General features: G+C 70.4%; 15 protein-coding genes. 12 read left to right on the forward strand and 3 right to left on the reverse strand.

Annotation, left to right across the window (positions count from 1 at the left end; translation table 11 throughout):
* The 5 genes from infB to truB form a co-directional block, all read left to right on the forward strand.
* Positions 1–1992, forward strand: a 1992-nt coding sequence (gene infB, locus ACFFNX_RS24490) for a translation initiation factor IF-2 (RefSeq protein WP_378206663.1), incomplete at its 5' end; no start/stop codon positions are given.
* A 106-nt stretch (positions 1993–2098) separates the two neighbouring features.
* Positions 2099–2395, forward strand: coding sequence for a DUF503 domain-containing protein (locus ACFFNX_RS24495; protein WP_378206700.1), 297 nt, complete (start codon positions 2099–2101; stop codon positions 2393–2395).
* A gap of 70 nt (positions 2396–2465) precedes the next feature.
* A complete protein-coding gene (gene rbfA, locus ACFFNX_RS24500) occupies positions 2466–2948 on the forward strand; it encodes a 30S ribosome-binding factor RbfA (protein ID WP_378206666.1) in 483 nt (160 codons plus the stop codon).
* On the forward strand, positions 2945–3973 hold the full coding sequence (locus ACFFNX_RS24505; protein WP_378206669.1) for a DHH family phosphoesterase: 1029 nt from the start codon (positions 2945–2947) through the stop codon (positions 3971–3973). The genes rbfA and ACFFNX_RS24505 overlap by 4 nt, the downstream gene beginning before the upstream one ends.
* Positions 3970–4836: a tRNA pseudouridine(55) synthase TruB gene (gene truB, locus ACFFNX_RS24510; RefSeq protein ID WP_378206672.1), complete on the forward strand. Its 867-nt coding sequence runs from the start codon at positions 3970–3972 to the stop codon at positions 4834–4836. The genes ACFFNX_RS24505 and truB overlap by 4 nt, the downstream gene beginning before the upstream one ends.
* A gap of 51 nt (positions 4837–4887) precedes the next feature.
* Here truB and ACFFNX_RS24515 read toward each other — a convergent pair whose 3' ends face one another.
* A complete protein-coding gene (locus tag ACFFNX_RS24515; protein WP_378206675.1) occupies positions 4888–5427 on the reverse strand; it encodes a CGNR zinc finger domain-containing protein in 540 nt (179 codons plus the stop codon).
* Between the two features lie 80 nt (positions 5428–5507).
* Here ACFFNX_RS24515 and ACFFNX_RS24520 point away from each other — a divergent pair, with 80 nt between their 5' ends.
* The 6 genes from ACFFNX_RS24520 (at position 5508) to dapB (ending at position 11996) form a co-directional block, all read left to right on the forward strand.
* Positions 5508–5675 carry a hypothetical protein gene (locus ACFFNX_RS24520; RefSeq protein ID WP_378206678.1) on the forward strand — a complete coding sequence of 56 codons (168 nt, stop codon included), beginning with the start codon at positions 5508–5510 and terminating at the stop codon, positions 5673–5675.
* An 88-nt stretch (positions 5676–5763) separates the two neighbouring features.
* A complete protein-coding gene (locus tag ACFFNX_RS24525) occupies positions 5764–6732 on the forward strand; it encodes a bifunctional riboflavin kinase/FAD synthetase (RefSeq protein ID WP_378206680.1) in 969 nt (322 codons plus the stop codon).
* Positions 6733–6949: 217 nt separating this feature from the next.
* Complete coding sequence (rpsO, locus tag ACFFNX_RS24530; RefSeq protein WP_285580821.1) at positions 6950–7219, forward strand: 30S ribosomal protein S15; 270 nt, start codon at positions 6950–6952, stop codon at positions 7217–7219.
* Between the two features lie 225 nt (positions 7220–7444).
* Positions 7445–9793, forward strand: coding sequence for a polyribonucleotide nucleotidyltransferase (locus ACFFNX_RS24535; protein ID WP_378206685.1), 2349 nt, complete (start codon positions 7445–7447; stop codon positions 9791–9793).
* Entirely contained in the window at positions 9790–11118 is a 1329-nt protein-coding gene (locus tag ACFFNX_RS24540; protein WP_378206687.1) for a M16 family metallopeptidase, read from the forward strand. The genes ACFFNX_RS24535 and ACFFNX_RS24540 overlap by 4 nt, the downstream gene beginning before the upstream one ends.
* 137 nt (positions 11119–11255) lie before the next feature.
* Positions 11256–11996 carry a 4-hydroxy-tetrahydrodipicolinate reductase gene (gene dapB, locus ACFFNX_RS24545; protein ID WP_378206690.1) on the forward strand — a complete coding sequence of 247 codons (741 nt, stop codon included), beginning with the start codon at positions 11256–11258 and terminating at the stop codon, positions 11994–11996.
* 109 nt (positions 11997–12105) lie between these two features.
* Here dapB and ACFFNX_RS24550 read toward each other — a convergent pair whose 3' ends face one another.
* Both ACFFNX_RS24550 and ACFFNX_RS24555 read right to left on the reverse strand, forming a co-directional pair.
* Positions 12106–12552 (reverse strand): hypothetical protein, encoded by a 447-nt coding sequence (locus ACFFNX_RS24550; RefSeq protein WP_378206692.1) that lies wholly within the window; start codon positions 12550–12552, stop codon positions 12106–12108.
* A gap of 124 nt (positions 12553–12676) precedes the next feature.
* The gene (locus tag ACFFNX_RS24555) at positions 12677–13378 is read right to left on the reverse strand and encodes a hypothetical protein (RefSeq protein WP_378206695.1); all 702 of its coding nucleotides are present in this window, start codon (positions 13376–13378) and stop codon (positions 12677–12679) included.
* Positions 13379–13831: 453 nt separating this feature from the next.
* On the opposite strand from ACFFNX_RS24555, the gene ACFFNX_RS24560 reads away from it, so the two are divergent.
* The coding region (locus ACFFNX_RS24560) for an MFS transporter (protein WP_378206698.1) at positions 13832–14286 on the forward strand (455 nt) is incomplete at its 3' end.

Genomic DNA, 14286 nt, shown 5'->3' on the forward strand with positions numbered 1-14286 from the left:
GGCGGCGGTCGTCCCGGCGGCTTCGGTGGCCCGCGTCCGGGCGGCGGAGGCCGTGGCCGCGGTGGCACGCAGGGCGCGTTCGGCCGTCCCGGCGGACGTCCCACGCGTGGGCGCAAGTCCAAGAAGCAGCGGCGTCAAGAGTTCGACAACATGCAGGCGCCCTCGATCGGCGGCGTCCGCGTCCCGCGTGGCAACGGCAAGGCGATCCGCCTGCCGCAGGGTGCCTCTCTCACCGACTTCGCCGAGAAGATCGGCGCCAACCCGGCGTCGCTCGTCGAGGTGATGCTGCACCTCGGTGAGATGGTCACCGCGACGCAGTCGGTCAACGAGGAGACGCTGCAGCTGCTCGGTGCCGAGCTGGACTACAACGTCCAGGTCGTCAGCCCCGAGGACGAGGACCGCGAGCTGCTCGAGTCCTTCGACATCGAGTTCGGCGAGGACGAGGGCGGCGACGAGAACCTCGTCTCCCGTCCGCCGGTCGTGACCGTCATGGGTCACGTCGACCACGGTAAGACCAAGCTCCTCGACGCGATCCGCAACGCCAACGTGGTGGCCGGCGAGGCCGGCGGCATCACCCAGCACATCGGCGCCTACCAGGTCGCGACCGAGGTCGACGGCCAGGAACGCAAGATCACCTTCATCGACACCCCGGGTCACGAGGCGTTCACCGCCATGCGTGCCCGTGGTGCCGAGACGACCGACCTGGTCGTGCTGGTGGTCGCCGCCGACGACGGGGTGAAGCCGCAGACCACGGAGGCGATCGACCACGCCAACGCGGCCGGGGTGCCGATCGTCGTGGCGGTCAACAAGGTGGACAAGGAGGGCGCCGACCCCCAGCGGGTGCGCGCGCAGCTCACCGAGTACGGCCTCGTCGCCGAGGAGTTCGGTGGCCAGACGCAGTTCGTCGACATCTCGGCGAAGCAGCGCATGGGCATCGACGACCTCCTCGAGGCCGTCGTCCTGACCGCCGACGCCGAGCTGGACCTGCGGGCCAACCCCGAGCAGGACGCCCAGGGCGTCGCGATCGAGGCACACCTCGACAAGGGCCGCGGCTCCGTGGCGACCGTGCTCGTGCAGCGCGGCACGCTCCGGGTCGGCGACTCGATCGTCTGTGGTGAGGCCTTCGGCCGCGTCCGCGCCATGCTGGACGAGAACGGCAACAACGTCGAAGAGGCGCTGCCGTCGCGTCCGGTCCTGGTGCTCGGCCTGTCCGCCACCCCCGGCGCCGGCGACAACTTCATCGTCGTCGACGACGACCGGATGGCACGCCAGATCGCCGACCGCCGCCAGGCGCGCAAGCGCAACGCCGAGCTGCTCCGCACTCGCGGGCGCCGCACCCTCGAGGAGCTGTTCAAGGACCTCGAGAAGGGCGAGCTCCAGGAGCTGCTGCTCGTCATCAAGGGCGACGTGTCCGGTTCGGTGGAGGCCCTCGAGGACGCCCTGCTCAAGATCGACGTCGGCGACGAGGTCGGTCTCCGGGTGATCCGCCGCGGCGTCGGCGCGATCACGCAGGACGACGTGAACCTCGCGCTCACGTCGGAGGGCACCGTCATCATCGGCTTCAACGTCCGGCCGGAGCGCAACGCGCAGGAACTGGCCGACCGCGAAGGCGTCGACATCCGCTACTACTCGGTCATCTACCAGGCGATCGAAGAGGTCGAGGCCGCGCTCAAGGGCATGCTCAAGCCCGAGTTCGAAGAGGTGCGGCTCGGCACGGCGGAGATCCGCGAGATCTTCAAGGTGCCGCGCATCGGCAACGTCGCCGGTTCGATGGTCCAGTCCGGCACGATCAACCGCAACAGCAAGGCGCGGCTGGTCCGCGACGGTGTGGTCGTCTCCGACAACCTCACCGTCTCGTCGCTCCGCCGGTTCAAGGACGACGCGACCGAGGTCCGCGAGGGCTTCGAGTGCGGTATCGGCGTCGGGTACGGCGACATCAAGATCGGCGACATCATCGAAACCTTCGAGATGCGGGAGAAGCCGCGCGTCTAGCGCGGCCCTTCCCGCCGGTCCCGGTACGACCCGGAGAGGTGGCGTGCGGCTCTGTCGCACGCCACCTCGTCGGTCGCGGGCCGGTTCGATCACGGGGGTGACCGTTGTGTATGTGGGAGCACTGACGCTTGACCTGCTGCTCGGCGACGTACGCTCGCTGAAGCAGAAGCGTGCCGTGGTCCGTCCGATCGTCGCCGAGGTACGCCGCCGGTTCCCGGCGGCCGCGGCCGCCGAGACGGGCCACCTCGACCTGCACCGCCGGGCGGAGATCGCGATCGCGGTCGTCTCCGCCGAGGCGGGCAACTGCGTCGAGGTGCTGGAGGCGTGTGAGCGGCTGATCGCCGGGCGGCCGGAGATCGAGCTGCTCTCGGCCCGGCAACGCCTCTTCAACGAAGAGTCATAGAGTGCATTCCATTACTTGTTATGCAGGACCGTGACCGCACCCTGGTCACGGGACCGATGAAGGAGAGACTGTGACGGACCCCGCGAGGGCTCGTAAGCTCGCAGATCGCATTCAGCAGATCGTCGCGGAGATGCTGGAGCGGCGGATCAAGGATCCGCGGCTCGGTTTCGTCACCGTGACGGACGCCCGGTTGACGAACGACCTGCGGGACGCGACGGTCTTCTACACCGTGTACGGCAGCGACGCCGAGCGCGCGGACAGCGCGGCGGCGCTCGACAGCGCCAAGGGCGTGATCCGTACGGAGGTGGGCAAGCGCACCGGCGTACGGCACACCCCGAGCCTGACGTTCGTGCCCGACGCGCTGCCCGAGAACGCCCGGCAGATCGACGATCTGCTCGCCAAGGCGCGCGCCGCGGACGAGCAGGTGGCCAAGACCGCAGAGGGCGCCCTTCCTGCGGGGGAGGCGAACCCTTACCGCGAGGCGCGATCCGATGCGGATGTTGACGAAACCGACGGCGACGATGCCGACAACGCGGGATACTCCGGGTCGTGAACTCCCCGCCGGGTAGCACCGCAGCCATCGCCGCCGACGCGTGGGAACGGGCGGTCGCCTCGATCGACGAGGCCGAGACGGTCTGCCTGGCGTGTCATGTCTGCCCGGACGGCGATGCCCTGGGGTCGATGCTGGCCTTCGCCCAGGCGCTGCGCGTCCTGGGCAAGCCGTTCACGGCCTCGTTCGGCGACGTGTTCGTCGTGCCGCGGATCCTGCGGTTCCTGCCCGGCCTCGACCTGCTCACCGACCCCGGTGACTACCCGGCCGAGCCGGACGTCATGGTCACCTTCGACGCGGCCAGCCGCGACCGGCTCGGCAGCCTCGCGGCCAACGCCCGCAAGGCGCGCGAGGTGATCGTCTTGGACCACCACGCGTCGAACACCCGGTTCGGCACGACGCATCTCGTCGACCCGGGCGCCGCGGCGACCGCGGCGGTCACCGAACGCCTCATCGACCGGCTCGGCGTGGCCCTCACCCACGACATGGCCCTCGGCCTGTACGTCGGCCTGGTCACCGACACCGGCTCGTTCAAGTACGCCGCGACCACCCCCGAGGTCCACGCGCTCGCCGGGAGGCTGCTCGCCACCGGCATCCGGCCCGAACTGGTCGCCCGCGAGGTCTGGGACCGCGCCCCGTTCGGCTACCTGCCGGTGCTGTCGGCCGCGCTCGGCCGCGCCACGCTCGAACCGGACGTGGCCGGCGGCCTCGGCATGGTCTGGACCACGGTGACGCGCGCCGACCGCGCCGCGTCCGCCCTGCCGTACGACCTGCTCGAAGGCGTCATCGACGTCGTCCGGCGGACGGACGAGGCCGAGGTCGCCGTCGTCTTCAAGGAGGACGACGAGGGCGCCTGGCAGGTCTCCACCCGCTCCAAGGGGCGTGTCGACGTCGGGATGGCGTGCGTCGCGCTCGGCGGCGGCGGACATCCGACGGCGGCCGGTTTCACCTTGCACGGCGAGGTCCGGCACGCGGTCGAACGCCTACGCGAGCTTCTCGCCGAGATCGAGGTCGTCACCCGCACATGAACGGACTTGTCATCGTCGACAAGCCGGCCGGCTGGACCTCCCACGACGTCGTGGGCAAGCTGCGCCGGCTGGCGGGCACGCGCAAGGTCGGCCACGCCGGCACGCTCGACCCCATGGCCACGGGCGTGCTCGTCATCGGGGTGGACAAGGCGACCCGCCTGCTCGGCCACCTGGCGCTCACCGAGAAGTCCTACGACGCGGTGATCCGGCTGGGGCAGTCGACCAACACCGACGACGCCGAGGGCGAGGTCACCGCCACGGCGCCCGCCGCCGGGGTGACCGAGGGGGAGCTGCGCGCGGCGGTCGCCGACCTCACCGGCCCGATCGAGCAGATCCCGCCCCAGGTCAGCGCGATCAAGGTGGACGGACGCCGGGCGTACAAGCGGGTCCGCGACGGCGAGGAGGTCGCGCTCAAGGCCCGCAGGGTCACCGTGTACGACTTCGCGCTCGGCGACCTGCGCTACGACGGTGACGTGCTCGACGTCTCGGCGGCCGTGACGTGCTCCAGCGGCACCTACATCCGCGCGCTGGCCCGCGACCTGGGCGCGGCCCTGGGCGTCGGCGGCCACCTGTGCTACCTGCGCCGCACCCGCGTGGGCCCCTACGACCTGTCCCAGGCCCGTACGATCGAGCAGCTCACCGAAGAACTGACCGTCCTGCCGCTGGCCGACGCGGTGTCCGCGGCCTTCCCGCGGCTCGACGTGTCCACGGACGACGCCCGCAAGATCGCCCACGGCGGGCGCCTGGGCGCCACCGGCCTGGGCCCGGGCCCGATCGGCGTCTTCGGCCCGGACGGCACGCTGCTCGCGCTGATGGAGGAGCACGGCCCGGTCGCCAAGCCGATCGCCGTCTTCGTTCCCTGAGGGCCTGTCTCAAGACCCTGCCGTCCTGGCGCTCGTTACGGACGGGGGACTTCAGGGGCCTTCGCGGCGGCGGGCGCGGTAGGCGGCGACGTTGGTGCGGTTCGCGCAGGCGTCGGAGCAGAACCTCCGCCGTCCGCCGCGGGAGTCGTCGGCGTAGACCCGGTCGCATCCGGAGGCGGCGCAGACCCCGATCCGGTCGATGCCGTGGTCGCAGACCAGCTCCGAGAGGTTCATCAGCGTGGTCGCGCGGAACCGGTGCGCCAGTTCGACCTGCGGCGGCGCGTAGTGCAGGTGCAGGCCCCGTTCGTCGTGGTCGGCCAGGTGGGGGTGCATGGGCACGTCCGCGAGCAGGCCGTTCAGCAGCTCCACCGCCCGGTCCAGGGTTTCGGCCTCGAAGACCGCCCGCAGCATGCGGGCCCAGGGGCGCAGCCGCGCCGCGGTGTCCGGGGTGAAGTCCGCCACGAAGAAGCCGTGGTGCGCCAGCACGCCGCGCAGTGCGTCGTCGGTGTCGACTCCCTCGGCGCTCGTCACGGCGTTGACCAGAGCCGCCGCGGCGCCGACGCCCTGACTCTTGTAGCCGGTGACCCGCATTGCCCTATCTTGCCCGACGATCGAGCTGTAAGGGTTATCATCGTATGAATCATTACGGCGATCGCATTGGCGGAACCCCGGTGACCGAGTGCCCTGTCTGTGCCTGGCCCGAGTCCGAGCCGTACGAGGTCATCTCCCGGCATGCCACCTCCGAGGGCCTGGTGACCTACAGTCGATGCGCCTGCGGTGAGGTGCGCGTCAGCATCCGGCGGTACGGCGCCGCCGAGACCCTCGGTCCGGGGCGCTGACGAGGCACGAGACCATCGGACCCGGCCCGATGTCACCCCCGGTGCCCCGCCCATGGCACGCTAGGAGCACCGCGAGAAGGGGTGGACAGTGCGACGTTGGCATGGCCTCGACGACGTGCCCGCAGAATGGGGCCGGTCGGTCGTCACCATCGGCGTTTTCGATGGTGTGCACCGCGGGCATCAGCGGCTCGTCGACCGCACCGCCGAGCTCGCCCGCGAGCTGGGGGTGCCCGCCGTGGTGATCACATTCGACCCGCATCCCGACGAGGTCGTACGGCCGGGGACGCATCCGCCGCTGCTGTGCACGCCGAAACGGCGCGCCGAGCTCCTCGGCGAGCTGGGCGCGGACGCGGTGATGGTGCTGCCCTTCACCCTCGAGCTGTCCCGCATGGGCCCGGACGAGTTCGTCCAGTCGGTCCTGGTCGACCGGCTGCACGCCGTCCGCGTCGTGGTGGGGGAGGACTTCCGGTTCGGCCATCGGGCCAAGGGCGACGTCGCGCTGCTCCAGGAGCTGGGCGGCAAGTACGACTTCGAGGCCGAGGGCGTGCCGCTCGTCGCCGACGGCCGGCCGATCTCCTCGACCCTGGTCCGCGAGCATCTCGCCGAGGGAGACGTCGAGGGCGCCACGCGGCTCCTGGGCCGGCCCCACCGCGTCGAGGGCATCGTCGTACGCGGCGCGCAGCGCGGCCGTGACCTCGGATTCCCCACCGCCAACCTGGAGAGCCTGCCGCACACCGCCATCCCGCGGGACGGGGTCTACGCCGGATACCTCCACTGCCCCGGCTACGCCGAGCTGCAGGGCGACAGGTCCGCCGGTCATCCCGACGCCCGCTGGCCGGCCGCGATCTCCATCGGCGTCAACCCGACCTTCGAGGGCGGCGAGCGCACCGTCGAGGCGTACGCCCTCGACCGCGACGATCTCGACCTGTACGGCGCGCACGTCGGCGTCGACTTCACCGCGCGGCTGCGCGACACCCTCAAGTTCGACTCGGTCGAGGCGTTGATCGACCAGATGGGCCGCGACGTCGACCGGACCCGCGAGCTCACCCGCGAGTGAGGCCGGATGGCGGGAACACTCCGCCATGACAGGGTGTTGAATCGTTAACGGACCTCCAGGTTTCACGTGGTACCGTGATTTGCCGCTGGGAAGTGACCGGCAGTAGTCGGCTGCCCGCTGCGGGGCGTGATCGCCCACCCACTCGGATGACTGTGGGTACGCATGGTTTCCGAGTGTTTCGACTTGATATCGGCGTACCCGCTAGAGAAGGAGAGCCGTGTCGCTCGACACCGCCGCCAAGAAAAAGATCATGGAAGAGTACGCCACGTCCGAAGGCGACACCGGGTCGCCCGAGGTCCAGGTCGCCGTGCTCACCAAGCGCATCAATGAGCTCACCGAGCACCTCAAGACCCACAAGCACGACCACCACAGCCGTCGTGGTCTGCTTCTGATGGTCGGCCGGCGTCGTCGCCTCCTGCAGTACCTGCAGAAGAAGGACATCAACCGCTACCGTCAGCTGATCGAGCGACTCGGCCTCCGCCGATAGCGGTCAGAGGGAGCGGCCTCCGCCGCTCCCTCTCTTCGTATTCGTACAACTGAATGAGCCCGCGACCGCCGCCCCGCGTGCGTCGGGGGCCGGTCCTCGGTAGTGGCCATCGGAACCGGGCGGATCCGACGGCTTCGATCGAAGACCGGCACCTCTCCACAGAGCGTTGCACCACCCGGGGAACCGGATTGCGGGCCTCCACCGATTCCCAAGGAGGGTTCACACGTGGAAGGTGTGAAGATCGCCGAAGCCGTCATCGACAACGGCGCTTTCGGCCAACGCACGGTCCGATTCGAAACCGGGCGGCTCGCCCGCCAGGCGGCCGGTTCCGCCGTCGTCTACCTCGACGACGACACCATGGTCCTGTCCGCCACCACCGCGTCCAAGAAGCCGAAGGACAACCTCGACTTCTTCCCGCTCACGGTCGACGTCGAGGAGCGGATGTACGCCGCCGGGCGCATCCCCGGCTCGTTCTTCCGGCGTGAGGGCCGGCCGAGCGAGGACGCCATCCTCACCTGCCGGCTCATCGACCGGCCGCTGCGCCCCTCGTTCAAGAAGGGCCTGCGCAACGAGATCCAGATCGTCGAGACGATCCTGGCGCTCAACCCCGAGCACCTGTACGACGTCGTCGCGATCAACGCCGCGTCGATGTCCACGCAGATCGCGGGCCTGCCGTTCTCCGGCCCGATCGGCGGCGTCCGCGTCGCGCTGATCGAGGGCCAGTGGGTCGGCTTCCCGACGCACCCCGAGCTGGAGCGCGCGACCTTCGACATGGTCGTGGCCGGCCGGGTGCTCGAGGACGGCGACGTCGCGATCATGATGGTCGAGGCCGAGTCGACGCCGCACACGCTGAACCTCGTCGCCGACGGCGCCACCGGGCCGACCGAGGAGACGGTCGCCGAGGGCCTGGAGGCCGCCAAGCCGTTCATCAAGGTGCTCTGCCAGGCGCAGAGCCAGCTGGCCGCCCAGTCGGCCAAGGAGACGGCCGACTACCCGATCTTCCTGGACTACCAGGACGACGCGTACGCCGCCGTGGAGGCCGCCGTACGCTCCGAGCTGGCCCAGGCGCTGACCATCGCGGGCAAGCAGGAGCGCGAGAGCGAGCTCGACCGGGTCAAGGCGCTCGCCCTCGAGAAGGCCGGCCCGGACTTCGAGGAGCGCGAGAAGGAGATCAGCGCCGCGTTCCGCGCGCTGACCAAGAAGCTCGTGCGCGAGCGGGTCATCTCCGAGAAGATCCGCATCGACGGCCGCGGGGTCAAGGACATCCGCCAGCTGACCGCCGAGGTCGGCGTGGTGCCGCGGGTCCACGGCTCGGCGCTGTTCGAGCGCGGTGAGACCCAGATCCTGGGCGTGACGACGCTGAACATGCTCCGCATGGAGCAGATGATCGACACGCTCAACCCCGAGCGCACCAAGCGCTACATGCACAACTACAACTTCCCGCCGTACTCCACCGGTGAGACCGGCCGCGTCGGCTCGCCGAAGCGCCGCGAGATCGGCCACGGCGCGCTCGCCGAGCGGGCGCTGATCCCGGTGCTGCCGACGCGCGAGGAGTTCCCGTACGCCATCCGTCAGGTCTCGGAGGCCGTCGGCTCCAACGGCTCGACGTCGATGGGCTCGGTCTGCGCCAGCACGATGTCGCTGCTGTCCGCGGGCGTGCCGCTCAAGCAGATGGTGGCCGGCATCGCGATGGGCCTGATCAGCGAGGGCGGCGAGTACGTCGCGCTGACCGACATCCTGGGCGCCGAGGACGCGTTCGGCGACATGGACTTCAAGGTCGCCGGCACCCGTGACCTGATCACGGCGCTCCAGCTCGACACCAAGCTCGACGGCATCCCGGCCAGCGTCCTGGCGGCGGCGCTCAAGCAGGCCAAGGGCGCGCGCCTGGCCATCCTCGACGTGATGCAGGAGGCCATCGAGGCCCCCGGCGAGATGAGCCCGAACGCTCCGCGCATCATCACGATCAAGGTCCCGGTCGACAAGATCGGCGAGGTCATCGGCCCCAAGGGCAAGATGATCAACTCCATCCAGGACGACACGGGCGCCGAGATCACCATCGAGGACGACGGCACGATCTACGTCGGCGCCACCGACGGCCCGTCCGCGGAGGCCGCGCGGCAGGCGATCAACTCGATCGCCAACCCGCACATGCCCGAGGTCGGCGAGCGCTACCTCGGCACGGTCGTCAAGACCACGACGTTCGGCGCGTTCGTGTCGCTGCTGCCCGGCAAGGACGGCCTGCTGCACATCTCCCAGATCCGCAAGCTGCACGGCGGCGCCCGGATCGAGAACATCGACGACGTCATCAAGGTCGGCGAGAAGGTCCAGGTCGAGGTCACCGAGATCGACTCCCGCGGCAAGCTGTCGCTGGTGCCGGTCGACGTGATCGAGCAGGAGGCCGCGGCCGCGGCCGAGGGCGGCTCGGACGCCGCGGAGGCCGGGCCGTCGGGCGACGGTCAGCCGGAGGAACGGCGTGAGAGCCGTAGCGACGGCGAGCGTCCGCGCCGCCGGCGCACTCGCAGCGGCGGCGGCCGCAGCGAGAGCCGTGGCGACGGCGCCGACCGCAACTCATGACGATCACCGCGCGAGAGCAGGAGCCCGGCTCGACCTGCACCGTCCACCCCGGCACCGATGGTGCCGGGGTGGTGCGGCGCACCGTCCTGCCGGGCGGTCTGCGCATCGTCACCGAGACGATGCCGACCGTACGCTCGGCCGCCTTCGGCATCTGGGCGGGCGTCGGGTCACGCGACGAGTCGCCCGAGGAGGCCGGCGCGTCGCACTTCCTGGAGCACCTGCTGTTCAAGGGCACGCCCAAGCGCACCGCGCTGGAGATGTCGTCGCTGATGGACGCGGTGGGCGGTGAGATGAACGCCTTCACCGCCAAGGAGTACACCTGCTACTACGCGCGGGTGCTCGACTCCGACCTGCCGCTCGCCATCGACGTCGTCTCCGACATGGTCACCTCGTCGCTGATCGAGCATCAGGACGTCGAGGCCGAACGCGGGGTGATCCTCGAAGAGATCGCCATGCACGACGACGACCCGACGGACGCGGTGCACGACGAGTTCGCCGCGGCGTTGTTCGGCGACGTGCCGCTCGGCCGTCCGATCCTCGGCACGGTCGAGTCGATCAGCGGCCTGCCCCAGGAGCGCATCGGCGCGTACTACCGGGGCCGCTACGTCGCGCCGAACCTCGTCGTCGCGGCGGCCGGCAACCTCGACCACGACGAGGTCGTCCGCCTGGTGTCGGAGGCGTTCGCCGCCAGCCTGGGCGACGCCGGCCGTGCACCGAGCGCGCCGCGTACCGGAGGCACGAGCGCCGCGGCCAACCCGGGAGTCCACTCGATCGACCGGCCGACCGAGCAGGCCAACCTGATCCTCGGCACGGTCGGCATCACCCGTACGGACGAGCGCCGTTTCGCCCTGGGCGTGCTCAACGCGGCCCTGGGCGGCGGGATGTCATCGCGCCTGTTCCAGGAGATCCGGGAGAAGCGCGGGCTGGCCTACTCCGTGTACAGCTACAACTCCCAGTACGCGGACACGGGCACGTTCGGCGTGTACGCGGGCTGCCTCCCGGCCAAGGTGGACGAGGTCCTGGCCATCTGCCGCGACGAGGTCGCCAAGGTGGCCGCCGAGGGCATCACCGAGGACGAGCTGGAGCGCGGCAAGGGACAGCTGCGCGGCTCTTTCGTCCTCGGCCTGGAGGACACCGGGTCGCGGATGAGCCGCATCGGCAAGAGCGAGCTCGTGTACGAGAGCCTGCTGTCGGTCGATGACATCCTGGGCCGGATCGAGGCGGTGACCCTCGACGACGTCCGCGCGATCGGCGCGGAGGTCCTCGGCCGTGCGATGACGTTGACCGTCATCGGTCCGTTCGGGGGCCGCGACTTCACGCTGTGAGCCGGACGAGGACGTAGGGACGGGCTTTACCGGGCACCTCCGGGAGCGGAGGTGCCCGTCGCCGTCTCCGGGTTCGGCGCGGACGCCGCCGTGGGCGATAGGCTCGGCGCTGCGCCAGGACGAGCGAGAGGGAACAGATGATCAAGGTCGGGGTGCTGGGTGCGCGCGGGCGTGTGGGCGCCGAGCTGTGCCGGGCGGTTGAGGCGGCGGAGGATCTGGAACTCGTGGCCGCCGTGGACGTCGGCGACGCGCGGGATCCGCTCGCGTCCGCGGAGGTCGCCATCGACTTCACGCATCCCGATGCGGTCATGGACAACCTCAGCTGGTGCGTCGAGCACGGCGTGCACACGGTCGTGGGGACGACCGGGTTCGACGAGGGCCGGCTCGAGACCGTCCGCGGCTGGCTCGCCTCCCACCCGGGTGTCAACTCGCTGATCGCCCCCAACTTCGCCGTCGGCGCGGTGCTCATGATGCACTTCGCCCAGAAGGCCGCCCCGTTCTTCGACTCGGTGGAGATCGTCGAGCTGCACCATCCGAACAAGGCCGACGCGCCCAGCGGCACCGCCCGCCGTACCGCCGAACTCGCGAACGCCGCGCGTGAGAAGGCCGGCGTCGGACGTTCGCCGGACGCAACCACGACCGCGCTCGACGGAGCCCGCGGCGCCGACGTGGGCGGCGTCCGCGTGCACTCCGTGCGCCTCGCCGGTCTGATCGCACACCAGGAGGTGCTGCTCGGCGGCCACGGCGAGACCCTGACGATCCGCCACGACTCGCTGAGCCGCGAGTCGTTCAGCCCGGGGGTCCTCCTGGGCGTCCGCCGCGTCGGCGAACTCCCGGGCCTCACCGTCGGCCTGGAGACCCTGCTGGGCCTCGGCTGACCGTACAGAGCCGAGCCCGCCGGTTGTCCCGACGGCCCAGCGGTGACCTGCACGACGCTCCGCCGGCCCGTGTCGCCCGGCTTCAGCCGGGCGACACGACGCCGACGGGCTAACGCTCGTCGAGCTTGGTCACGACGACCTTGAGCGTGGTGGCCAGGTCCTTCAGGACCTCACCGTGGTCTCGGAGGGTCGTCTTGATCTCGGTCAGGTCCCGGCTGTGCTCCTTGAGAAGCTTGCCGTGGTCCTTCAGCATCGTTTCGTGGCGTTGGAGGGTGGCACCGTGTTCCTTGAGGAGCGTGCCGTGTTCCTTCAGCGTCGCTCCTTGCTCCTTCAGGAGCGTGCCGTGTTCCTTCAGCGTCGCTCCTTGCTCCTTCAAGATCGTGCCGTGCTCCTTCAGGGTCTCCCGGATCTCGTGCGTGTCCACGGCGAGGTCGACGACGTCCCGGCGGAGTGACGCGGTCTCCTGACGGAGGAGGATCACGTCGGCCTGGAGCCTTCTCGCGGTGGAGTCCGGAAGGGGAAGCGACATGACGAGGTCCTTGACGGTGTCCTCCACGGTCGAGACACGCTCCTCGATTGAGGGTGATGCGAGCATTATCGGGCTCCCAGCGATGGTCGGGGTTTAGGTGCCCTTAAAGATACGGAGAGCGATCGAGTGATCGCAATCTGTATTCGCGAAGTCAGCGGGTGAAGCGCGAGGCCAGGTCCGCCACCAGGGCGTGCACCGATTCGCTGGAGCCGTACCGCAGGTAGCGCCGTACCCGCCCGAGCGTGTCGACCCGCGACCCGAAGCCGAGGCCGGCGCGCATGTGCAGCGGGCCGGACCGGCCGGGCGGCCCCAGCCACCACATCGCCTCGCGGGTCTGGTGGCGGAGCACCTCGCCCGCGTACGCTCCGGCCAGCACGACCAGGTCGCCGTCGGAGAACTCCGGGTCCACGTCGCCGGGAAGCAGACCCTGGAGGCGCCGGCGCTCCTCCAGGGCGTCGTCGAGCAGCACGAGTGAGTCGATCGACCCGTCGAGCCCGTGCTCGGCGGCGAAGCTCGCGGCGTTCGCGGCCTGAAGGGTGTCGAGGTCGGGCGACCCGTCGTGCAGGTTCGGGTACCGCGCCGGCCGCCCCGCCGCCGGACGCGGCCCGGAGGGGCCGACGGTCATGGCGGCGATGTCGCGTTCTTGCAGAAACCGCAGCACGCTCGACGGCGGCTCTTCACCGCTGTGCAGCAGGATCGTCGATCGGTGCCCCTGCCCGTCGAGCTGCTCGGCGTACGCGCGGACGTGAGCCAGCTTGATCAGAAGCTGTACGTGGTCGAGCGCCTCGCGCTCCGGTGGCCAGTCCTCCGACAGGATCCAAAGACCCTGGTCGCCGTCGGGCTCTCCCGTCACGAGATCGACGTTTTCAAGGTCGGCGAGGCCCAAAGGGTGAACTCCGTAAGGGGGGAAGTGTCGCTGGGGTGAGCATTGTCCCGCTCCGGAGGACTTCCGCGCACTGCGACCCGCCGTCACGCCCCGAACACGTCCCGGCCGCCGGGCCCGGCGGCGCCCAGGCGGAGGGCGGTACGACACCGGCGTCGCCATGAGATCGGCCTGACTTTGAGTCGTTGCCCTACCGGTGCCGAACCGGTTCGCCGCCCCAGGGCGGGAACGCGTCGCGACCACCCGCCCGTCAGCGGACAAACTTCGACATTTATACTTCTCTAACAGAAGTATCTTCGACGCCGAGCGTGGAGACCTGGACAGATGACGCGGTTGCTCGTTGAACCCGCACGCCCGCGAGCGGTTCGGGAACACCCCTACGCCCCCTGGTTCGCGGTCGCATCCGTCTGCGTCGGTGCGTTCATGGGGCAACTCGACGCCAGCATCGTCACGCTGGCCTTCCCCGCGCTCCAGCGCGACTTCCACGCCTCGCTGGCCGCCGCGCAGTGGGTCTCGCTCGCGTACCTGCTCGCGCTCGTCGGGCTGCTGGCCGGGGCCGGCCGGCTCGCGGACGCGGCCGGGCGCAAGCTCGTCTACCTCTACGGCTTCCTCGTCTTCACCGTGGCCTCCGCGGCGTGCGGGTTCGCGCCGACGCTCGAGGCGCTCATCGGGTTCCGCGTCCTCCAGGCGGCGGGGGCGGCCATGCTCCAGGCCAACAGCGTCGCGCTCGTCGTCACGAGCGTGCCCCGCACCAGGATGCGCGCCGCGCTCGGCATGCAGGCCGCCGCCCAGGCCCTTGGGCTCGCGCTCGGGCCGACCGTCGGCGGGCTGCTGGTCGGTTCGGCCGGCTGGCGATGGGTCTTCTGGGTGAACGTCCC

The sequence above is a fragment of the Actinoallomurus acaciae genome (genome assembly GCF_042429965.1).
In the GTDB taxonomy this organism is placed as follows: Bacteria; Actinomycetota; Actinomycetes; order Streptosporangiales; family Streptosporangiaceae; genus Actinoallomurus; species Actinoallomurus acaciae.